Here is a 21,295-nt window from a genome sequence, read left to right as displayed (position 1 = left end):
ACCGCATGTGACGGGCACGGGTTGTGCCCGCGGGATCCTGAGCCTACGCTCGCACCATGATTACTCCCACGCCCTCCGCCTCGCACGTGCGTCGTGCCCCGGCGCGGATCGGGCGGTAACGATGTCTCCGCTGACGGGGCTGGCCTTCCTGGCCGGCCTCGTTGTGCTTTCCCTGGTGATCGGGCTGGTGCTGCGCGCCCGGAACGGCCGGGTCACCCATCCCGCCGTGGATGATCGCCTGGACCCGGGTCTGTTTGGTGTGGATGCCCTGGGGCCCGCGGCCACCGTCGTGCAGTTCAGCACCGAGGTGTGCGCGCGCTGCCCGGGTACCAAACGCCTCCTGACCGCGCTCGCCGATGAGCGCGAGGGGGTCGATTTTGTGCACGTGGATGTGACCCATAATCCCGCCCTCGCCAGTCGATTCAACCTGCTGCAGACCCCGACCGTGCTGGTCCTCGATGGTGCCGGACGGACCGCCGCCCGGTTGTCGGGAGTGATCGCACGGGAGAGCGTGATCGCCGAGCTTGATGTGGTGGGGGAGGGAAACCGTGCGCGGGGGTGAGTCTGCGTTGTCGGCGCGGCTGGACGCATTCAGCGGATCCTGGCGACCATCCGACATCGAGAGTGAACCATCAACCGTCCCCGTCAGCGAACCCGATCCTGGAGAATCCCATGTCCGCAGCTGAAAACCCCGTTCGCCCCGGGCCTCCGCCCGGAACCGTCGACCCGCGTGCGCCGCGCGTGGGGGCGGCCATCACCTCGGTGCTGCTGCTAATCGGGGTGTTTCTCTCCCTCATCGGGACCTCGACCGGGGGCAACCTCGGTGGGCTCTCGCTCGGGCAGCGGATTGCCGACCCGGGATTCCTCGTGCAGTTGGTGGTGGCGGTCCTGTTTGCCTGGTCGCTAATCGCGCCGGCCAGCCAGCCGCTGACCGTAATCTTCCGACGCCTGGTGCGCCCGCGCCTCGCGCCGCCCACCGAGTGGGAGGATGCCCGGCCGCCGCGCTTTGCCCAGGCCGTGGGCCTCACCGTCGTCGGAATCGGGCTGGTGCTGCACCTGATCGGGGTGCCCTGGGCGCTGGTGATCGCCGGATCCGCCGCCTTCATCGCCGCCTTCCTCAATGCGGCAATCGGGTTCTGCCTCGGCTGCGAAATCTACCTGCTGCTGGTGCGGGCGGGGCTGATCGGACGCGGGGAACGCGCCGCGGTCTAGGCTCGTTGCCGAGAGCAGGCGCGTTTGGGGATCGGCGGCCGCCCCGACTAGAGTGAACATTGTTCAGGAGAACGCCGTTCAGGTCGGGAGGTTGTGGTGAGTCACGTGTGGAGTGAACGCTCGGTAGCCCCGGCGCTCCCCGAGGGGACCGAGGTCGCGTGAGTCCACGAATCGTCCCGTTTCGTGGGGACACGGATGCGGTGCTGCGCCGCCTGGAGGAGGTCCGTGAGGTCGGAGACATCCCGCTGATCGGGGATTCCCGCTGGTCCTCGACCCGGTGGGACGCCGTGCGCGCGCTGGCGGAGGACGCGACACCGCCCGTCGGCGCGGCATGGGCTGCCGCCACTTCCGGAACCAGCGGTACCCCGCGCATCCTGCTGCGATCGGAGGAGTCCTGGGCCGCGTCCTTCCCCACGATTACCGAGGTGCTCGGGGGCGCCGCAACGATTGTGCTGCCCGCGCCACCGGTATCCTCGCTCACCCTGTTTTCGCTTGCCCATGCGCGCTCGGGACTGGGACCGCGTCCGGTTTTTGACACCGAGTCGATCCGGGAGGCCGAGGCCTTCCACGGAACCCCGCAGGGGCTTCAGCTGATGCTGGACGCGGGGGCGATCCCGTCGGTCCGCACGGCGCTCGTCGGTGGCTCGCACCTGGATCCGCGCCTGCGGGCCCGCGCCGAGGAGCGCGGCATTCGGGTGATCACCTACTACGGTGCCGCCGAACTCTCGTTTGTGGCGCTCGACCGCGGCGACGGGCTGCGGGCCTTTCCCAGCGTCGAACCGGAGGTGCGTGCGGGAGTCCTCTGGGTACGCTCACCCTTCACCGCGCTGGGGTACGTGGGTACGGCAGGGCCGCTGCTGCGAGACGGGGACTGGATCACCGTAGGAGATCTGGTCGAACTTGAGCACGGCGTGCTGCGCCTGCGTGGGCGAGCGGACGGTGCCATCCAGACGGCCTCTGCCACGGTCATCCCCGAGGAGGTGGAGGCCGGACTACGGCGCATCCCGGGGGTTCGCGACGCGGTGGTCTTTGGTTATCCGGCCGGAAACATCGGGTCGCTGGTCGCGGCGATGGTCGAGATCGAGAGTGCGCCCGGGCAGCCGGGGGAGGCGCTCACACTCGACGCTCTGCGCGAAGCGGCATCCGATCGACTTGCCCCCACCCAGCGTCCGCGGCTCTGGTTTGCCGGGAGTCTGCCCCGAACGGCGGCGGGAAAACCCGCCCGCGCCGAGATTGTGCGGCGAGTTCTCGCCGGAGAGGTGGATCGTGTCCCACACTGAACCCGTCATCATCGCCGCCCGGCGCACCCCGATCGGCACCCGCGGGCGTGCCCTCTCTCACCTTCGGGTGGAGGAGCTGGCGGCTCCGGTGATTGTCGCGGCGCTCGGAGACGCGCGCGCCGCGGTGTCCGCCGCCTCGTTATCCGTCGCCTCGTCGCCCCCGGCCGAGTTGCCTTCGGCCGCGTTGTCCGCGGATGGGGTATCCACTCGGATCGCATCCGATCGCGGGGCGGCCGGGCCGGCCGAGCCGCCGCACCGTGCGCGGCCCGAAAAGCTGAACATCGCCGATGTGATCCTCGGGAACTGTATGGGTCCCGGTGGCAACCCGGCTCGCGTCGCCGCCCTGGCCGCGGGACTGGGGGTTCATACCCCCGGCGAGACCGTGGATCGTCAGTGTGGCAGTGGGCTGGCGGCAATCCTCGACGCGGTGGCCGCGATCCGGGCGGGCGATTCGCGCCCCCGCATCGCCGGGGGCGTCGAGAGCGCCTCGACCGCCCCCGTGCGCTCGATGGACGGGATCGCCTATGACCGCGCCCCGTTTGCACCCGCGGGATTCCCCGACCCCGATATGGTCCGCGCCGCCGAAGACCTTGCCGCCGCCGACGGGATTTCCCGGGCACGGCAGGACGCCCACGCCGCCCGGAGCCACGCCCGTGCCCTCGCCGCCCGGGACGCGGGACGCTTCCGAGAGGAGCTGGTGAGTCTGGCCGGCCTTGAGGCCGATGACGCCATCGGTGGAGCGGCGGCGATCCTGGGCCGCCTCCCCGCCCTGTTTCCCGGGGGGAGCCTGACCGCCGGCACCTCCACTCGCATCGGCGACGGCGCCGCCGTGACCGTGGTGGTGCCGCGGGCGCTGGCCGGGGGAGCGCCGGGCCTGATTTTGCGGGGGCACGCGGTGGTGGGCTGTGACCCGGCCCTCCCGGGCATCGGCGCGGCCCCGGCGATCCTGGCGGCCCTGGAGCGTGCCGACGTGCCGCTCGCGCGCATCGCCGGCATCGAGATCGTCGAGGCGTTCGCCGCCCAGTCCCTCGCCGTCCTGGATCGGATCGGTGTGGACGAGGACGATCCCCGGGTCTGCGCCGACGGCGGCGCGCTCGCCCTGGGGCATCCTTGGGGTGCCAGCGGTGCCGTGAGTATCGTGCGCCTGTTCAGTCGTCTGGTGCGCGGGGGCGCGCCGGCCGGCACGCTGGGGATCGCCGCCGCATCGATCGGCGGAGGCATGGGCGTGGCCGCGGTTGTGGAGGTGGTTCGATGAGCGTGCGCGTATACGGTCCCACCGTGGATGAGCACACCCGCTGCATCCACTACGCCACCGAGCTGGATGTGATCGCGATCCGTTTCATCTGCTGTGATCGCTACTATCCCTGCCACCTGTGCCACCAGGAAACCGCCGATCACCCCGCCACGCCCTGGCCCGCGGACGCCCGGGATCGACTCGCGGTCCTGTGCGGGATGTGCCAATCCGAGCTCAGCGTTGTCGAGTACCTGGCGGCGGATGCGTGCCCGCGCTGTGCGGCACCGTTCAACCCCGGGTGCGCGCTGCACTATCCGCTGTACTTCGCCTCGTAGGGACCGGGTTTTTCGTTTGCAGCGGTGCCGAGCGGCACGCCGACGCAAATGCCACCGCGTGCCAAAAATGCTACTGTGTGGTCATGGTACCGGCGACTTCGAGTTCCCGAGAGGGTGGCCTGCGCGATCGCAAGAAGGCCGAGACTCGGCGCGCGCTCACGGAGGCGGCCCAGCTGTCCTTCGCCGCGGGCGGTCCCACCCTGGAGCGCATGTGCGCCGATGTAGGGGTGTCAAAACGCACCTTTTTCCGCTATTTTGCGGGGCGTGAAGACGCGGCGATGATGCCGCTGCAGGATCAGTGGAACGGGTTTAGGACGATCCTGGATGAGCGTCTGCGCGGCGTGAGATCCGGAGCCTCGGTGTTTGCGGTGGTTCAGGAGGCCTTTGCCGAGGCCACGCGAGTGTGCGCCGAGCGAGATCCCAACTGGATCGTCACCATGCGGCGGGCCCTGGTCTTGGAGGGCGAGCATGCGTCGATCGTCGCGCACAATCTCGGATTTTGCGCGGCCCTCACCCCCGCGGTAGCCGCGGCAATCGCCGCCCACGCGGGGGCCCCGGCGCTGCGTGCACGCCTGCTCTTCGAGGTGTTCGTGGTGGCCGTGCGCGCGGCCCAACACTCGTGGTTGAATGCTCCGCTCGGCGCCGAAAACGTCGAGGTGCTGCTCGACCAGCTGGACCGCGCCGTGGCGACGCTGGCACCGAGCCTGGGACTCCGGGTGCGTGTCGCGCGTTAGAAGCGCGCCGAGATGCCGCCGTCGGCGTGGAGGAGCTGACCCGAGATCCAGCGTCCCGCCGGGGACACCAGGAATGTCACGAAGGCGCCAATATCGGCCGGGGTTCCCAGCCGCCCGCGTGGGGTGAGCCGGGTCAGTTCGGCGCGTGTGTCATCATCCATCCAGCCGGTATCGATGGGACCCGGGTTGAGGACGTTGGCCGAGATGCCGCGCGGACCCAGTTCCCGGGCAGCCGAGATGACCACGCGATCCAGGATTCCCTTTGACGCGCCATAGGGGAGGTTGCCGGTCACGTGATCGCTGGTCAGCGCGATGATTGCCGCGCCCGTTTCGGGTGCCTGCCGGGCGAAGGCGGTGAGGAGGAGGAAGCTGGCGCGGGCATTAACCGCGACGTGGAGGTCAAAACTCTCCGCGCTGGTATCGAAGAGCCCGGATTCCACATCGTGCGCGTGGCTGAGGATCAGCGCCTCGATCGGGCCGTGATCGCGCACCACCGCGTCGATCAGGGCCTCGGGTGCGCCCGGGACGGTGAGGTCGGTGGGATAGTCGGTGCCGTGCAGGTCGCTGGTGGCAACCGTCCAGCCGGCGGTGCTGAGCGCGGCGGCGATTCCAGCGGCGATGCTGTTTTCGCGGGCGGCCCCGGTGATCAGAGCGAGGGACATGCCGCGAGTCTAGTGGCCGGCGGTGAGCTCGGCGAGCAGTGCCTCGACCCGGGCGCGGATCTCGTCGCGGATGCCGCGGACGGTTTCGATGCCCTGCCCGGCGGGATCGGTGAGCTCCCAATCCTCATAGCGCTTGCCGGGGAAGATCGGGCAGGTGTCTCCGCAGCCCATCGTGATCACCACATCGGCCTCGCGGACGGCATCGGTGGTGAGGATCTTGGGGGAGTAGGCGGCGATATCGATGCCCACCTCGGCCATCGCCTCGACCGCGACCGGATTCAGGGCATCTCGGGGTTCGGACCCGGCCGAACGCACATCGACGCGGCCCCCGGCCAGGTGCTCCAGGAAGCCGGCGGCCATCTGGGAACGGCCGGCGTTGTGGACACAGACAAAGAGAACGGTGGCGATGGGGGACATGAGACTCCTCGGGTGGATATTGACGGGGATCAATGTATAGGATGACTATACATTGATGTCCATCAATATGAAATGGAGACCTCGTGTCGCACACCCCGTCCCTCACCCTGGCGCTCACCGACATCTCGGGACGCGCCGAAACGTGTGAGCCCGGGGGCACGGCGGCCACGCTCGATCGCGCCGAGGCCGAAAAATTCGCCGCCCGACTCCGGGTGATCGCCGATCCCACTCGCCTGCGACTGATCTCCCTGGTATCCGCCCAGGCCAACCGCGAGGCGTGCGTCTGCGATCTGACCGAGCCGCTGGGACTCACCCAGGGCACCGTTTCCCACCACCTGAAGATCCTGGTGGAGGCGGGCATCTTCACCCGCGAACAGCGCGGAACCTGGGCCTACTTTGGTCTGGTTCCCGGGGCGCTGCCCGCGCTGGGTGCCGAGGTGCAGGCGCTCTAGGAGCCGCTCGGCCCTCGCCGTCACCCCTCGTGATCGGACCCGGCCCGGCCCGCCCGACTCGAATTTATTGCGCCGCGCCGGGCTCGAGGCCCCATCAGGGCGCATAATCTATTCATCCCCGCAGGCCAAGGAGCCCCCACGTGACCGTTGTTGCCATCGCCATTTTTGTGATCACCCTGGTGCTGGTGATCTGGCAACCCCGAGGACTCGGCATCGGCTGGAGTGCCCTGGGCGGTGCCGCGCTGGCGCTGTTCACCACGGTGGTGAGCCTGAGTGACATCCCCACCGTCTGGGACATTGTGGGTAACGCGACCTTCGCGTTTGTGGGAATCGTGCTGATCTCGCTCATCCTGGACGAATCCGGACTCTTTGAATGGGCGGCCCTGCACGTGACCCGCTGGGGACGCGGCAACGGACGCGCGCTGTTTGTCCTGGTGATCCTGCTGGGCGCGGTGATCTCGGCGCTGTTTGCCAACGACGGGGCGGCGCTGATCCTCACCCCGATCGTGATCCAGATCCTGCTGGCCCTGAAATTCTCGGCCCGCGCCTCGCTGGGGTTTGTGCTCGCCTGCGGATTTATTGCCGACGCGGGCAGCCTGCCCCTGGTCATCTCCAACCTGGTCAACATCGTCAGCGCCGACTACTTCGGGGTGGACTTTGCCCGCTATGCGCTGGTCATGGTTCCGGTGGGGATCGTGACCGTGGCGGCGAGCCTCGGCGTCCTCTACCTGGCGTTCAGACGCTCGATTCCCCGGCGCTACGATCCGGCCTCGGCACCCGACCCGCGCTCGGCGATTCGCGATCCGCTGACCTTCACCGCCGGTTTTGTGGTGCTCGGGGTGCTGCTGGTGGGCTATTTTGTGGCCGATCCGCTGCACATCCCACTCTCGATCGTGACCGCCGTGGGCGCGCTTGCGCTGATCCTGGTGGCTGCCCGGCAGCCCACGTTCCTCTTTAGCCGGGCGAAGTCCCTCGAAGCGGGCGAGGGGGCGGGCACGGCCCCCGATGGGAGCGTGCGGCTGCGGCGCATCTCGGTCACCAAGGTCGTCCGCGAGGCACCCTGGCAGATCGTGATCTTCTCGGTGGGGATGTACCTGGTGGTGTACGGCCTGCGCAATCAGGGCCTGACCGATCACCTGGCCGGGGTGTTTGCCGAACTGGGCAACCACGGCGTGTGGATCACCGCCCTGGGGGTCGGGGTGATCGTCGCGATCCTCGCCTCGATCATGAACAACCTGCCCACCGTGCTGATCGCGGCCCTGGCCATCGGCGCAGCCGGGGCGACCGGGCTGACCCATGAGGCGATGATCTACGCCAACGTGATCGGTTCGGATCTCGGCCCCAAGATCACCCCGATCGGCAGCCTGGCCACCCTGCTGTGGCTGCACGTGCTGGATCGCCGCGGCATCCACATCGGCTGGGGGCGCTACTTCAAGACCGGCATCGTGCTAACCCTGCCGGTGCTGGTGATCTCGCTGGCGAGCCTGGCCGGCTGGCTGCTGATCATCGGATAGCGCACCCGCGCGCGACCCCGGCGTCCGCCCGGCTCCCTGGGGAACCGGGCGGACGCGACTGGGTTGCGGGAAGCTAGCTCACCGCACGGCGGCGACGGCCGCCGATGAACAGCACCGCGCCCAGGGCGATCAGGGCGCCGATCGGCAGGGCAAACCCGGCGGCGTTTTCACCGGTGTGGGCGAGGGTTCCGCCCGCAACCACGGGGGCGTGTGCCGACGGGGAGGCGGTTCCGGTCGGGGCGGCCGGCGCCGAGGCGGTCGGGGTGCTCGAAGCCGGCGCCGAAGCGGTTGGGCTCGGGGTTGCGGTGGGATCCACGGCCCGGGCCTTGACGGTGATCGTCACCGAGGTGTCGAGCGGGTTGGTGCCCGGCTGGTCCTCGTTGTTGACCGCGGGGACCGCGCGCAGGGCGTCGAGGTTCATCGGTGCCTGCGGGTCGCGCTCGATCAGATACACGGTCACCGGGACCGTGTAGACACCGGGGGTGGTGGCGGTGCCGGACAGGGTAAAGGTCATCGGGGCGACGGGCTGGTCACCCGCGGCCCGGGCCGCCAGCGCGGGGAACTCGGGTTCGAGGTTATCCGTGGCCGTCAGCTGCAGACCCGCGGGCAGGGTGCCCACGTGGATCACCGGCTTATAGGTGGGGTGGGCGAAGTAGTGGAAGTCGATCAGGCGCTGATCGAAGGAGGCCTCGAGGTCCTGCGAAATCGCGACGTTCGCGTCCACGGTGGTGCCGGTGAGCGGAATCAGCGAGTCCTGAACCCCCGTGGTCTCACCAAAGTGCCGCTTGAGTGCCGGGAGGGTGTCGCGCACGAAGTCGAGGGCCGCCTGCTGGGAGGATTCGAATCCGGCCACATAGTCCTGCACGAGCACCGTGGTGGTGAAGGTGCTGGCGCCGGTGGTGGCGATGCTGATGTTGCTGGGGAAGGCGGCATCCGGGGTGAAGGTCGGCGCGCTACCGTTGGTGTCCACCGCGAAGCCCAGGACCGGGCTGAAGAGCTCCGGGCCGTCCCAGGCGATGAGGGTGTTGCCCTTCTGCTCGGTGTGCGTGCTCTGATCCGAGCCCAGGTTGGCGAACAGGGTCGAGGTGACGTTGGCGGTGTTGCCCCCGGTGATCGAGTACGACCAGCGCCCATAGTTGCCCTGGAAGGTGAGGACAAGCTTCACGGTGAAGTTGCCGTACAGCTCGGTGCCGGTGTTGCCGGTCAGGGTCAGGGTCGAGGTTCCGCCCTCGTTCAGGTTGAGATCGGTGGTGCTGGCGGAGAATTCCCAGGAGCGATCGCCCTCGGTCAGTGCCAGGTGCCCGAAGCGGTTGAAGGCGGCGTCGGTCCAACCGGTGATGTCGGGGTTGATGCGGTGAGGACGGGCGTTATAGAGAATGCCCGTCGTGGTGTTCAGGGTCTGCCAGTCGATTGCGGAGGTCTGCACGTTGACGTCACGCGAGTTATCGGCGGAGGCGGGCAGCGCGGTGCCGGCACCCAGCAGGGCGCCCACGGCCAGAGCCAGACCGACGCCGGTGGCGGTGGCGCGGCGGGTTCGGGTGCCCGCGCGGAGGGGGGAGAGGTTCACAGGATCCAATCGGGGTGGATTCGCAGCGTCATGGGTCGACAGCAGGGTGTCGGTGTGATGCGAATAATCGCTTGACATCGTAGTGGAAAATCCCAGGAGACGTGAAGCAGTGTAGCGAATATTTCGCCCGTGTGACCCGAGTGGACCCGGGATACCCAAACGCCCCGCCTCCGAGCCGAATGATCGGCGCGGAGGCGGGGCACGGTGCGGGGGCGCCGCTAGCGCTGGCTGGCCACAAACGCCACCATCTCGCGCACCCGCTCCAGGGTCAGGCCCATCTTCCAGGACACCAGTTTGATGATCGGCACCTGCTCCACCATTCGCAGCAGCTCGGGGGCGCCGCCGGCGGCAAACGCCTCCATCCGATCCCGGACGCTCTGCAGTAGCTGGCCACCCACCGGGTGTGCAAACCACTCACCCACGGTGGAGTGCTCGCTGAGCTCGGGCACCCAGCCGTCTCCGGGCACCGCAATGGTCTCGCTCAGGTGGATGCGCCGAGAGGAGGAACCGACCTGCACGGTGTAGGCCCCGGCATCCACGCGCCAGCGGTGCTGGCCCGAGTCCCAGGTGGCGAAGTCGCGGGCGTTCAGGTGCAGGGTTACCCGCTCGCTTTCCCCGGGGACCAGGTGCACCTTGGCGAATCCGCGCAGCTCCTGGGCGGGTCGGGTCGGAGTGTTCTCGGTGGTGCCCACATAGAGCTGGACCACCTCGGATCCGGCGCGCTCGCCGACGTTGATGACGGTGGCCGACACCAACCAGGTGTGGGGATCGGTGCCCGGCACCGCGGCGAGATCGGTGTAGTCGAAGCGGGTATAGCCCAGGCCGAAGCCGAACTCATAGGCGACCGGCACATCCAGCGTGTTGTAGTGGCGGTAGCCCACATAGACGCCCTCGCCGTACCCTACGTGTCCGTCGCGTCCGGGGAAGTGCAGGAACGACGGGGTGTCCGAGAGGCGCAGCGGGATGGTCTCGGTCAGGCGCCCACCGGGGGAAGCCAGGCCAAACAGAACCTCGGCGGTGGCCAGGCCGCCGCCCTGGCCCAGCAGCCAGGTTTCCAGGATCGCCTCTACCGAGGTTGCCCACTCCGAAACCTCGACCGTGGCACCGTTGGAGAGCACCACGACGATCGGGATGTTCAGGGTGGTCAGGCGCTCAAGCAGCGCGAGCTGTCCGGCGGGCAGCGCCAGGGTATCGCGGTCAAAGCCCTCGGATTCGAAGCCGTCGGGCAGGCCCAGGAACAGCAGAATCCGCTCGGCGCCGGTCGCCGCGGTCACGGCCTCCTCGGCCAGCGACGCGGCGGTGTCCGGGTTATCGGTGAGCGAGAATCCAGGCGCAAAGGCGACGTTTTTGGCGCCGATCAGCGCGGTAATCTCCTCCAGGGCACCAGATAGGCGGGTGGGAACCACTCGGCTGGATCCGCCACCCTGATAGCGCGGGGTGCGGGCGAACTCGCCGATCACCGCGATCCGCGCGCCGGCGGTGGGATCCAGCGGCAGCAGGTCGCCCTCGTTGCGCAGCAGGACCATTGCCTCGGCGGCGGCATCGGCGGCCAGGCGGTGGTGGGCGTCCACATCCACCGGATCGGTCGCGAGTGCCGGGTCGGTGGTGCGCGCGGCCAGCAGGCGCAGGCGCTCGACCACGGTGTCCAGCACGGCCTCATCGAGGGTGCCGTTGTTGACCGCGTCCACAATTTCGGCATCCGTGTCCGACGGCGGCATTTCCAGATCGAGGCCCGCGGCAACCGAGGCGACGCGGTCATTCACCGCGCCCCAGTCGGACATGACTACGCCGTCAAAGCCCCACTCGCCGCGCAGCAGGTCCGTGAGCAGCGCCGGATCCTCGCTGGCGAAGGTGCCGTTGATGCGGTTATAGGCCGACATCAGCGCCCAGGGCTGTGCCTCGGTCACCACGTGCTCAAACGCCGGGAGGTAGATCTCGCGCAGGGTGCGCTCATCCACATCGGCGCTCACTCGCATCCGGTCGGTCTCCTGGTTGTTGACCGCGAAGTGCTTGGGGGTTGCGGCCACGCCGCGGGACTGGATGCCGCGCACCAGGGCGGCGGCGATGCGTCCGGTGATGTGCGGATCCTCGGACACGTACTCAAAGTTGCGTCCCCCCAGCGGGGAGCGCTTGATGTTCATGCCCGGACCCAGCAGCACGTGCACCCCCTGCGCGCGAGCCTCGCGGCCCAGCGCCTCGCCGATCCGGCGGGCGAGGTCCACGTTCCAGGAGGATCCGAGGCCCACGGCGGGCGGGAAGCAGGTGGCCGGGACGCTGTCGCCGATGCCGAGGTTGTCGCCGCCCTCCTGCTGGCGACGCAGGCCGTGCGGCCCGTCGGTGAGCATCAGGCGCGGGATGTCCCCGGCGGCAGTGGAGTACCAGGTGGCGCTGCCCGAGGTGAGCGAGGCCTTTTCTTCGAGTGTCAGCTCGGCGGGGGAGTCGGGGGAAGGGGATGTCATCGAATCGGTGTCCTTTCGGGGTGGCCCGCGGTAACGCCGGGGCGATACTCGGGAAAACTGGGAGCCGGCCGCGGGGTGATCCCCAGGGTGCGCAGAAAGACCACGAGTGAATCGTAGGTCGTGACGCGGTCCGGCGCGAGCATCCACTGCAGCTGCAGGCCGTCGGCGAGGGCGACAAACTGGCGTGCGGCATCCAGCGGGGAGATGTCCACCGGGGGCGGCGACTCGGCAAAGAGCTCGGCGAAGGCGCGTCCGGCCACCGTGCACAGCAGCTCGTAGCGGTCGGCGAAGAAAACATGCGCCGGATGCTCGGGATCGGTGGCCTCGCTGGACACCTTCACAAACAGCGAGACGATGCCCGGGCGATAGACGTTGTCGTGGATCACGTGCAGCGCCCATTCGAGCACCTCGAGTCCGTGGGCGCCGTCGCGCAGCTCGGCGATATCTGAGCTGTCCCGGCGGCGCAGCACCTCGAGCAGCAGCTCGTCCTTGCTGCCGAAGTGGTGCAGCAGACCCACGTGGCTGATGTGGGCGTTCGCCGCAATCTCGCGGATCGAGACGCCCTTGAAGCCCGATTCGGCAAACAGCTCAAACGCGGAGTCGATGATGCGGGTGCGGGTTTGTCCGCCCTTGCGGGTGGGTGGTTTTGGGGTCACCGGTGGTTCATCTCCTCGTTGAAATTCGATGTGGGGCGGGGAGGAAACCCCGCTGAAAATAAAAAGTACCACATGGTAGAAAAATGTGTATAGGATGACGTACACCCCAACTGGGGACCCCCCAACCCGATCCCGATTTCGATCAGTGATCTAAGCAACGAGGTTTAGAACTATGAAACTTGGAAAGTGGAGCGGCTATGCCGCACTCACCCTCGCCACGGGTGTTTTGCTCTCCGGATGTGCGGGCGCAGCCCAAACCCCGGCGGTATCCGACACCCTCAACATCGCCACGCTGACGGTCCCGCAGAGCCTGGATCCGATCAACGCCACCGGCAGCAACGTGCCGTTCTTCCAGGCCGTCTATGACACCCTGATTCGTCGCCAGGCCAACGGCGACCTCACCCCGATGCTCGCCACCAAGTGGGAGTACAACGCCGACAACACCCAGCTGTCCCTCACCCTGCGTGACGACGTGAAGTTCCACGACGGCACACCCTTCAATGCCGAAGCGGTAAAGGCCAATATTGACCGATTCCGAGCCAGCACCGGCGCTGATTCTAAGGGTCTCAAAAACATTTCCGAGGTCACCGTCGTAGACCCCACCCACGTCACCATCGCGCTGAGCGCCCCGGACCCCAGCCTGCTGTTCCGCCTGAGCGACTCGGCCGGACTGATGGCCAACCCCGCCGCCTTTGCCAACCCCGATTCGCTCAAGACCACCCCCGATGGCACCGGTCCGTACGACCTGGACAAGAGCAAAACCGTGATCGGCACCAAGTGGGTCTATGACCGCGACGCCAAGTACTGGGGCGACAAGCTGCCCTATCAGACGCTGACCCTGAGCGTCTTCGACAACGAAAACGCGATCGTTAACGGCCTGAAGACCGGCCAGATTGACTCCGCTCTGCTGCAGAGCGCCGACCAGCGCGCCGCGGCCAAGCAGGACGCACAGCTGAAGATCCAGGACTCCAACGTCGACGTGCAGAGCATCATCCTGTTTGACCGCGCCGGTGCGATGGTCCCCGCGCTCGGCGACGCCCGCGTGCGTCAGGCGCTGAACTATGCGATCGACCGCGACACGATGCTCAAGCAGATCCGACAGGGACTGGGCACCACCACCAGCCAGATGTTTGGCACCGACACCCTGGGCTATGACAAGTCGCTGGACAACTACTACACCCACGACCCCAAGAAGGCCAAGGAACTCCTGGCCGAGGCCGGCTACGCCAACGGGTTCGACCTGACCCTGCCGCGGATGGCGGCCATCGTGGACGACGCGCTCGCCTCCTCGCTCAAGGCCGACTTTGCCGCCGTGGGTGTGAAGCTCACCTGGCAGGACGTCGACCAGGCCACCGCACTCAAGCAGATCTTCACCGATAAGGGCTTCCCGGGCCTCGTGCTGAGCCTCGGTCAGCCGGCAAACGACTGGCTGATGATCTCCAGCCAGCTGCTGCCGGGCTCGTTCAACATCTTCGGATACACCGATCCCGAGGCCACCGAACTGGTGAACAAGATTCAGCACGAGTCCGTCGCCGATTCGAAGGCCGACGCCCAGGCGCTCAACAAGCACATCGTCGAGCAGGGCTGGTTCATCCCCTTCTACCGCCAGACCTACGCCCTGGTCACCGATGGCAGCGTCAACGTGACCCCGCAGTCGGGTATGGCCGTGCCGTCGATCTATAACTACACCCCGGCCAAGTAACAGGTAAGGCTCGTCCCCACGACCATGATTTCCTTTCTCATTCGACGGCTCCTGGCGAGCATCGTCCTGCTGTTTGTCATCTCGGCAATAGCCTTCCTTCTGCTCTCGGCTCCGCACACCGATGTGGGACGCGTCCTGCTCGGTCAGGCGGCGGAGCAGAGCCTCGTTGACGCAAAAAACGCGGAGCTCGGGCTCAACCAGCCGGTACTGGTGCAGTACCTCACCTGGTTGGGCAACGCGCTCCGAGGTGACCTGGGCACGTCCTGGTTCACCAGCGAGAATGTGCTCAGCGCGATCGGCAACCGGATCCCGGTCACCCTCTCCCTGATGGTGGGTGTGACCCTGATCACCGCGGTTGTCTCGTTTGCGCTGGGGATCTGGGCCGGTGTGCGCCGCGGCGCCGCCGACCGGTTTGTCCAGATCATCGGGGTCGTGGGGTACGCGCTGCCCGGCTTCCTGGTCACCCTGATCATGGTGCTGGTGTTTGCGGTTCAGCTGCGCTGGTTCCCGGCGATCGGCTACGTGGACTTCTTCACCTCCCCGGCGGGCTGGCTCTCCACCGTGACGCTGCCGATCCTGGCCCTCTCGGTCGGATCGATCGCCGGGGTCTCCCAGCAGGTGCGCGCCTCGGTCATCGAAGTCATGCGTAAGGACTACGTGCGCACCCTGCGCTCGCGGGGGCTCAGCCCGCGCCGGATCATCTTCCGGCACGTGCTGCGAAACGCCTCGGCCCCCGCCCTCACGGTGCTCGGCATGCAGTTTGTGGGCATGCTGGGCGGTGCGGTCATCGTCGAGCAGATCTTCGGTCTGCCGGGTATTGGCAGCATGACCGTCTCCTATACAACCCGGGGTGATATCCCCATCATCATGGGCCTGGTGATGTTCACGGTGATCGGCGTGGTGGTTATTAACCTCCTCGTGGACGTCGTGGTGAGCTGGCTCAACCCGAAAGCGAGACTCGCATGAGTGATCCCATTCCGGACTCGACCGCCGCGATTGCGCTGGCCCCCACGGCCCGCCCGATCACCGCGTTCCGCCGCTTCCTCAGCAAACCCCTGGCCGTGGCCGCGGCGATTGTGCTGGCCATCGTGGTGCTGATGGCCATCTTCGCGCCGCTGCTGGCCCCGTTTGATCCCGGTGCCTCCTCGCTCAAGGATGCCTTCGGTCCCGCCGACGGAACCCACCTGCTGGGCTTCGACTCGGCCGGACGCGACGTCTTCAGTCGCCTAATCTGGGGTGCCCAGAACACCATGAGCGGCGCGGGGATCGCGCTGATCGTGGCGCTGGTCCTGGGCATCCCGACCGGTCTGATCGCCGGTTACTACGGGCGCTGGTTCGATTCGGCCTCGAGCTGGATCGTCAACCTGGTGATGTCCCTCCCGGCGATGGTGGTGCTGCTGGCCTCGCGGGCGATCCTCGGCCCGACCGTCTGGGTCCTGATGATCGTGATGGGTGTCCTGGTGGCCCCGAGCTTCTTCCGCCTGGTGCGCGGCATCGTGGGCAACGTCCGCAACGAGCTGTATGTGGACGCCGCCCGGGTATCGGGTCTGCGGGATTGGCGCATCATCGGTCGCCACGTGTTCATCGTGGTGCGTGCGCCGATCATCATTCAGGTGGCCCTGGTGGCCGGTGTGGCCATCGGCCTGCAGGCGGGTTTGGAGTTCCTGGGCATCACCAGCGGCGACACCCCGACCTGGGGCGCGATGCTCAACGAGGCGTTCCAGAACATTCAGCGCGCTCCGCTGCTGCTGCTCTGGCCCGGCCTGGCCCTGGGACTGACCAGCGCCTCGCTGGTGCTGCTGGCCAGTGGACTCTCCGACGTGCTGGGCGAGCGCGGTGCCCCCGCGGCCCGCCGTCGCACCCGCAAGAACGCGGCCCCCGCGGCCGTGGTTCCCAGCACCTCGGTGCCGGCCCCGGAAACCCGCGGTGCGCTGCTCTCGATCCGCGACCTGGCCGTGAGCTACGAGCTGGCCGACGGGAGCGACCGCGAGGTGGTGCACGGCATCAACCTCGACATCGCGCCCGGGGAAATCCTCGGCCTGGTGGGGGAGTCCGGTTCGGGAAAGAGTCAGACGGCGTTCTCGATCCTGGGCATCCTGCCCGAGGGTGGATCGGTCTCCCGCGGCAGCGTGACCATTCAGGGCACCGAGGTCATCGGCCTGGCCGAGAAGAAGCACCGCGAGCTGCGCGGCACCGTGGTGGCCTATGTGCCGCAGGAGCCGATGAGTAACCTCGATCCGTCCTTCACGATCGGCGATCAGCTCGCCGAACCGCTGCGCGTGCGCCTGGGACTCTCCAAGCAGGCGGCCAAGGCGCGTGTGCTGGAGCTGCTGCAGATGGTGGAGATCGCCGATCCCGCCCGCACCTTCGCCGCCTACCCGCATGAAATCTCCGGCGGCATGGCGCAGCGCGTGCTGATCGCCGGGGCCATGTCCTGCGACCCCGACCTGCTGGTGGCCGATGAGCCCACCACCGCGCTGGATGTGACCGTGCAGGCCGAGGTGCTCAGCCTGCTGCGTCGCCTGCGCGCGGACCGCGGCATCGGCGTGCTGATCGTGACCCACAACCTCGGCGTGGTTGCCGACCTCTGCGATCGCGTGGCGGTCATGCAGCAGGGTCGGATCGTCGAGCAGGGCACGACCGAGCAGATCCTGGTCACCCCCGAACACCCCTATACCCGCCAGCTGCTGGGGGCCGCACTCGACGGTGTCGACGCGCGTCCCGAATGGCAGCCCCGATCCACGGAGGTCTCCGCATGACCCGGGAAAACTCGCTCCTTGAGGTCAACGACGTGCGCGTCGCGTTTGGCAGCAAGGGCTTCCGGAAGTCCCCCAACGAGGTGCTGCACGGCGTCTCCCTCGACGTCCGCGAGGGCGAGACGATGGGGCTGGTGGGGGAGTCGGGCTCCGGCAAAACCACCATCGGCCGGGCGATCCTCGGGCTGGCCCCGGTCTCCGGGGGCGAAATCCTCTTCCAGGGGAAGCGGATCGACAACCTCTCGGCCCGCCACCGCCGCTCGCTCAGCCGAGACATTCAGGTGGTGTTCCAGGATCCCTACACCTCGCTGAACCCGGCGATCTCGATTGGGGACACCCTCTCCGAGCCGCTGCTCGCCCAGGGCTACACCTCGCGCGATGCCAGGCGCCGGGTGGGCCAGCTGCTGGATCGGGTATCCCTGCCCGCGGACGCGCTGGAGCGGCTGCCGCGGGAGTTCTCCGGCGGGCAGCGCCAGCGGGTCGCGATCGCCCGGGCGCTGGCGATCAGTCCCAAGCTGATCGTGTGTGACGAGGCCGTGTCGGCCCTCGACCTGACGACCCAGCGCACGGTGCTGGAACTGCTGCTGGAGATCCAGGAGCAGACCGGGGTGTCCTACCTCTTTATCTCGCACGACCTGGCGGTGGTGCGCTATATGAGCCACCGCATCTCGGTGATCTACCGCGGAGACATCGTCGAGACCGGCACCGCGCGGGAGGTCACCGACAACCCGCAGAACCCGTACACCCGCAAGCTCCTGCTCTCGGCCCCGATCGCGCAGCCCGCCGAGCAGGCAGCGCGCCGGGCCGCCTATGAGCGCGAGTTTGCGTCCACCCCGCGATAATCCAGACGGTAAGGAATCCCTCCCCTGATGACACACACAACCCCCTCACCCCTGGTTCCGCTGCCCGCCTCGGTGCACCTGGGCGACCCGATTGCGCTGGGTGAGACCCTGCGGATCGAGGCTGCGCCCGGGCTCGACGCGGTCCTGGACACGTTCGCCACGCTGGCCCGGCGCACCCGCGGGGTGGAGGTCCAGCCCGTTGCCGTGGGGATCGACGCCCGGATCCGGGTCGAGCTGGGCCTCGACCCGGAGTCCACCGGGATCGCCCCGGCCGCGGGTTTTGACCCGCGGCCGGTCCCCGCCGACGAGCGCTTCACCATCGACACCCACGAGGGCCTGGTCCTGCTGCGCGCGGCCTCGCCCGAGGGGGCGTTCCGCGGCCTGGTCACCATTCTGCAGGCGCTGGACACCTCGGGTCCCGGGCTCGTGCTGCCCGCGTTCACGATCGTGGACGGCCCCGCCTTTGCCTGGCGGGGACTCTCCTTCGACACGGTGCGGCACCTCTACCCGACCGCCGAGATCGAGGCGGTGATCGACCTGCTGGCCTATCACCGCATCAGCGTTCTGCACCTGCACCTGAGCGACACCCAGGGTTGGCGACTGGAATCCACGGCCTATCCGCGGGTCGCCTCGGTCTCGGCCGCGGGGGAGCGTGAGCACTGGACCCGGGAGGAGTTCCGAGCGCTGATCACCTTCGCCGCCGCGCGGTTTATCACGATCATCCCCGAGCTAGATCTGCCCGGGCACACGGCCGCGGCGATCGCCGCCTATCCCGAGCTGGATACCCCCGGCACCTTCGATCACCCGCAGGTGAAGTTCCTCTCGCCCGAGAACCCGGGGGCCGTGACGTTTGCAACCACGGTCCTGAGCGAGTTGGCCGAGATCAGCCCCGGCCCCTACCTCCACATCGGTGGGGACGAGGCCTTCGGGATGCCGGATGAGCAGTACGCGGACTTTGTCCGTCTGCTGCACGCCCACGTTCGGAGCCTCGGCAAGCGGGTCATCGGCTGGCAGGAGGCGGCGCGGGCCGAGGTCTTTGAGCCGAGCGACGTGCTGCAATTCTGGATCGCAGAGAAGGACGCCTTCGACGCCGACGCCATGCGCGCCAGCGTCCCCGAGGAGTACCTGCCGCTGGTCGAGCTGGCCGCAAAGACCTTCGCCCATGCCCCCGGAGATATCGGCCTGGCGACCGCGCGGGAGACCCCGATCCTGGTGTCCTCCTCCTCGCCGCTGTACCTGGATCGCCGGCACGCCGAGGGCCGGGTGGATGCCGACGGCACCCCGCTCGCCGTGGCCGCGGGGGAGCCCGGGTTCCCGCACTATGCGGCCGAACCGACCTCGGGCCTGAACGACTGGGATCCCGCCGCCCACGCCCGCACCGCGCTGAACGATGCCCGGGTGGTTGGGGTCGAGGCGGCGATCTGGGCCGAGACGATCGAGTCGATCGACGACCTGGCCTTCCTGCTGCTGCCGCGCCTTCCGCTGGTGGCCGAGCGGATGTGGCGGGCCGAGCCCCGAGCCTGGGCCGACACCGCCGCGCGACTGCGCGCGCAGACCCCGGTGTGGGACGCGCTCGGATTCGGCGGTTACTATCGCTCGGCTGAGGTCTTCGGCGCGGAGCCGGTGCGAGTCGCCGGCACGGACGACTCCCGGAGGGACGCTCCCGACGACGCTCGACGCCTCGGCACCGACACCGACACCGCTACTCGAGGCACCGGCACCGCCGAGGCTCGGGCATGAGCACCCCGGCCGCCGCGCGCCTGGCCGCGACCCCCGAGCAGATCGCGCTGGCGATCGACATCGGAGGCACCACCATCAAGGGTGCCGCGCTCACGCGATCCGGTGAGATGTGTGCGGAGATCACGGTCCCCACCCGGGAGCAGCAGCGCGGTCCGCTGGACGGCGTCCGTCTGGTCCTCACCGAGCTGCAACGAGAGCTGGGAGAGCACGGGCGCGAGGCACACCGGGTGGGCCTCGCTTCGCCGGGGCTGATCGACACCCCCACCGGCACCGTCGGCTATTCGGCGAACCTCGGCTGGCGCGACCTCGCCCTCACCGACATCATCGCCGCGGAGTTCGGGCTGCCCGCGGTCCTGCTGCACGATGCCCGCGCGGGCGCGGTAGCCGAACGCTCGGCGCTGGCGGCGGCCGGGGAGCCCGATGCCTCGCTGGCCTTCGTGCCGATCGGCACCGGTATCGCCGCCGCCCTCGTGGACGGCGACCGGTTTGTGACCGGCGGGGCCGGCGGCGCGGGGGAGTTTGGGCACATCGTGGTGGTGCCCGGCGGCGAGGCCTGCCCGTGCGGTCTGGCCGGATGCGTGGAAATCTACGCGTCGGCCGCCAACATTGTCCGCCGCTATCGAGAGCGCGGCGGCGTGGCCTCCGGTGCCGAACAGGTGGCCGCGCGGATCCCCACCGATCCTCGGGCAGCCGAGGTGTGGAGCGACGCGGTGGACGCGCTGGCACGTGGACTCGCCGCGCTGACCGCGATCCTCGATCCCGCCCGCATCGTCATCGGCGGCGGACTGGGCCTGGCCGGGGATACCCTGCTGATCCCGCTGCGCGCGCGCACCCGCACCCTGCTGCCGTGGCGGCCGGTCCCGCCGATCGGAGCGTCGGCCACCGGGGCACGAGCCGGTCTGGTTGGGGCGGGCGTGGCCGCCTGGGGCGAGGAGGGTCCCGATGCGGGCTTTGTCGCCGCGGCGATCCGCCATCTGGAGGAGGCTTCCGGGGCCGCCGGAAATCACGGTCAGCGCGCCAGCTAGCGTGTTGTGGTCTCCACCGGCAGCCCGATCACACCCAGATAGGTGAGGATCGAGCGCTCCAGATTCACCGTCTCGGGGGCATACTCCCACTGAATCTGCAGGCCGTCGGAGAGGGCCACCATATGCTGGGCCGCCTGATCGGCGGGAACCAGCGGCGTGGTCATGCCCAGGCGCGCATAGGTGCGGGCAATCGAGTCGCTGATCAGCTCCTGCGCGGTCTCATAGCGCGTCACGAAGTGCTGGTGGGCGGGGTGGGCGGGATCGGTGGCCTCGCTGGAAATCTTCACGTACAGCGGGATCATATGCGGCTGGGTGGTGATGCGGTGCAGGTGATCGAGGTACCAGCGCAGGTCGATCAGCGGATCCTCGGAGCTCTTCTGCGCCTCGTGCAGCGCGGTGAGCTGCTCGCGCAGGCTGTGCTCATCGGTGATGTCTCGGGACACCATGATCCGCATCAGGATCTCGTCCTTATTGGCAAAGTGGTGCAGCAGTCCTACGTGGGTGATCTCGGCGCGGGCGGCGATCTCCCGCAGCGACACCGCGTTGAATCCCGACTCGGCAAACAGCTCAAGGGCCGCATCGAGAATGCGCTGCTGGGTGCGAGCCCCCTTGGAGCCCTTTTTGGGGATCCGGGCGCGCGATTGTGCCATCGTCAGAACGGCCGGGGCGGTGCCGGGTTCGGGTCGTTCCGAGGTGCTCATGACCCCC

20 protein-coding genes are annotated in these 21,295 nt (G+C 68.4%); 14 read left to right on the top strand and 6 right to left on the bottom strand.

The genetic code is table 11. The features are described from left to right. The first annotated feature begins 121 nt into the window (after positions 1-121). The 6 genes from C7C57_RS10310 (at position 122) to C7C57_RS10285 (ending at position 4,795) form a co-directional block, all read left to right on the top strand. Positions 122-562: a thioredoxin family protein gene (locus C7C57_RS10310; RefSeq protein ID WP_187976346.1), complete on the top strand. Its 441-nt coding sequence runs from the start codon at positions 122-124 to the stop codon at positions 560-562. A 110-nt stretch (positions 563-672) separates the two neighbouring features. Further along, positions 673-1,212, top strand: a complete 540-nt coding sequence (locus tag C7C57_RS10305) for a DUF4395 domain-containing protein (protein ID WP_187976345.1) — start codon at positions 673-675, stop codon at positions 1,210-1,212. 158 nt (positions 1,213-1,370) lie between these two features. After that, positions 1,371-2,492 (top strand): AMP-binding protein, encoded by a 1,122-nt coding sequence (locus tag C7C57_RS10300; RefSeq protein ID WP_255505651.1) that lies wholly within the window; start codon positions 1,371-1,373, stop codon positions 2,490-2,492. Continuing rightward, a complete protein-coding gene (locus C7C57_RS10295; protein WP_187976344.1) occupies positions 2,479-3,747 on the top strand; it encodes a thiolase family protein in 1,269 nt (422 codons plus the stop codon). Before C7C57_RS10300 ends, C7C57_RS10295 begins: the two co-directional genes overlap by 14 nt. Further along, positions 3,744-4,061: a CHY zinc finger protein gene (locus C7C57_RS10290; protein WP_187976343.1), complete on the top strand. Its 318-nt coding sequence runs from the start codon at positions 3,744-3,746 to the stop codon at positions 4,059-4,061. The genes C7C57_RS10295 and C7C57_RS10290 overlap by 4 nt, the downstream gene beginning before the upstream one ends. Positions 4,062-4,144: 83 nt before the next feature. Continuing rightward, complete coding sequence (locus tag C7C57_RS10285) at positions 4,145-4,795, top strand: TetR/AcrR family transcriptional regulator (RefSeq protein WP_187976342.1); 651 nt, start codon at positions 4,145-4,147, stop codon at positions 4,793-4,795. Here C7C57_RS10285 and C7C57_RS10280 read toward each other — a convergent pair. Beyond that, positions 4,792-5,457 carry an SDR family oxidoreductase gene (locus C7C57_RS10280; protein WP_187976341.1) on the bottom strand — a complete coding sequence of 222 codons (666 nt, stop codon included), beginning with the start codon at positions 5,455-5,457 and terminating at the stop codon, positions 4,792-4,794. The genes C7C57_RS10285 and C7C57_RS10280 overlap by 4 nt on opposite strands. Positions 5,458-5,466: 9 nt before the next feature. Then, positions 5,467-5,874, bottom strand: a complete 408-nt coding sequence (locus C7C57_RS10275) for an arsenate reductase ArsC (RefSeq protein WP_187976340.1) — start codon at positions 5,872-5,874, stop codon at positions 5,467-5,469. An 83-nt stretch (positions 5,875-5,957) separates the two neighbouring features. Between C7C57_RS10275 and C7C57_RS10270 the strand changes: the two genes are divergently transcribed. Together C7C57_RS10270 and C7C57_RS10265 are read left to right on the top strand one after the other, a co-directional pair. After that, positions 5,958-6,326 carry a helix-turn-helix transcriptional regulator gene (locus C7C57_RS10270; RefSeq protein WP_223144740.1) on the top strand — a complete coding sequence of 123 codons (369 nt, stop codon included), beginning with the start codon at positions 5,958-5,960 and terminating at the stop codon, positions 6,324-6,326. Between the two features lie 140 nt (positions 6,327-6,466). After that, a complete protein-coding gene (locus C7C57_RS10265) occupies positions 6,467-7,840 on the top strand; it encodes an arsenic transporter (protein WP_187976339.1) in 1,374 nt (457 codons plus the stop codon). Positions 7,841-7,913: 73 nt separating this feature from the next. On the opposite strand, the gene C7C57_RS10260 is transcribed toward C7C57_RS10265, so the two are convergent. From C7C57_RS10260 to C7C57_RS10250, 3 genes are all read right to left on the bottom strand, one after another. Beyond that, complete coding sequence (locus C7C57_RS10260) at positions 7,914-9,407, bottom strand: LPXTG cell wall anchor domain-containing protein (protein WP_187976338.1); 1,494 nt, start codon at positions 9,405-9,407, stop codon at positions 7,914-7,916. Positions 9,408-9,625: 218 nt separating this feature from the next. Beyond that, positions 9,626-11,866 carry a glycoside hydrolase family 3 C-terminal domain-containing protein gene (locus tag C7C57_RS10255; RefSeq protein WP_187976337.1) on the bottom strand — a complete coding sequence of 747 codons (2,241 nt, stop codon included), beginning with the start codon at positions 11,864-11,866 and terminating at the stop codon, positions 9,626-9,628. After that, on the bottom strand, positions 11,863-12,522 hold the full coding sequence (locus C7C57_RS10250) for a TetR/AcrR family transcriptional regulator (protein WP_187976336.1): 660 nt from the start codon (positions 12,520-12,522) through the stop codon (positions 11,863-11,865). Before C7C57_RS10250 ends, C7C57_RS10255 begins: the two co-directional genes overlap by 4 nt. Positions 12,523-12,694: 172 nt before the next feature. Here C7C57_RS10250 and C7C57_RS10245 point away from each other — a divergent pair, with 172 nt between their 5' ends. From C7C57_RS10245 to C7C57_RS10220, 6 genes are read left to right on the top strand one after another with little or no spacing between them, the layout of a single operon-like run. After that, a complete protein-coding gene (locus C7C57_RS10245) occupies positions 12,695-14,224 on the top strand; it encodes an ABC transporter substrate-binding protein (protein ID WP_187976335.1) in 1,530 nt (509 codons plus the stop codon). A 24-nt stretch (positions 14,225-14,248) separates the two neighbouring features. Continuing rightward, positions 14,249-15,190 carry an ABC transporter permease gene (locus tag C7C57_RS10240; protein WP_187976334.1) on the top strand — a complete coding sequence of 314 codons (942 nt, stop codon included), beginning with the start codon at positions 14,249-14,251 and terminating at the stop codon, positions 15,188-15,190. Then, positions 15,187-16,983 (top strand): dipeptide/oligopeptide/nickel ABC transporter permease/ATP-binding protein, encoded by a 1,797-nt coding sequence (locus C7C57_RS10235; RefSeq protein WP_187976333.1) that lies wholly within the window; start codon positions 15,187-15,189, stop codon positions 16,981-16,983. Before C7C57_RS10240 ends, C7C57_RS10235 begins: the two co-directional genes overlap by 4 nt. Further along, a complete protein-coding gene (locus tag C7C57_RS10230) occupies positions 16,980-17,822 on the top strand; it encodes an ABC transporter ATP-binding protein (protein ID WP_223144739.1) in 843 nt (280 codons plus the stop codon). Before C7C57_RS10235 ends, C7C57_RS10230 begins: the two co-directional genes overlap by 4 nt. Before the next feature lie 27 nt (positions 17,823-17,849). Then, positions 17,850-19,562 carry a family 20 glycosylhydrolase gene (locus C7C57_RS10225; RefSeq protein WP_187976331.1) on the top strand — a complete coding sequence of 571 codons (1,713 nt, stop codon included), beginning with the start codon at positions 17,850-17,852 and terminating at the stop codon, positions 19,560-19,562. Continuing rightward, positions 19,559-20,587: an ROK family protein gene (locus C7C57_RS10220; protein ID WP_187976330.1), complete on the top strand. Its 1,029-nt coding sequence runs from the start codon at positions 19,559-19,561 to the stop codon at positions 20,585-20,587. The genes C7C57_RS10225 and C7C57_RS10220 overlap by 4 nt, the downstream gene beginning before the upstream one ends. Here C7C57_RS10220 and C7C57_RS10215 read toward each other — a convergent pair. After that, the gene (locus C7C57_RS10215; RefSeq protein WP_187976329.1) at positions 20,584-21,288 is read right to left on the bottom strand and encodes a TetR/AcrR family transcriptional regulator; all 705 of its coding nucleotides are present in this window, start codon (positions 21,286-21,288) and stop codon (positions 20,584-20,586) included. The two genes, C7C57_RS10220 and C7C57_RS10215, sit on opposite strands and share 4 nt — an antisense overlap. Positions 21,289-21,295: the final 7 nt, after the last annotated feature.

It is taken from the genome of Mycetocola sp. JXN-3 (assembly GCF_014522285.1).
GTDB lineage: Bacteria > Actinomycetota > Actinomycetes > Actinomycetales > Microbacteriaceae > Mycetocola > Mycetocola saprophilus.
This window is presented reverse-complemented; position numbering and strand designations above follow the sequence as displayed.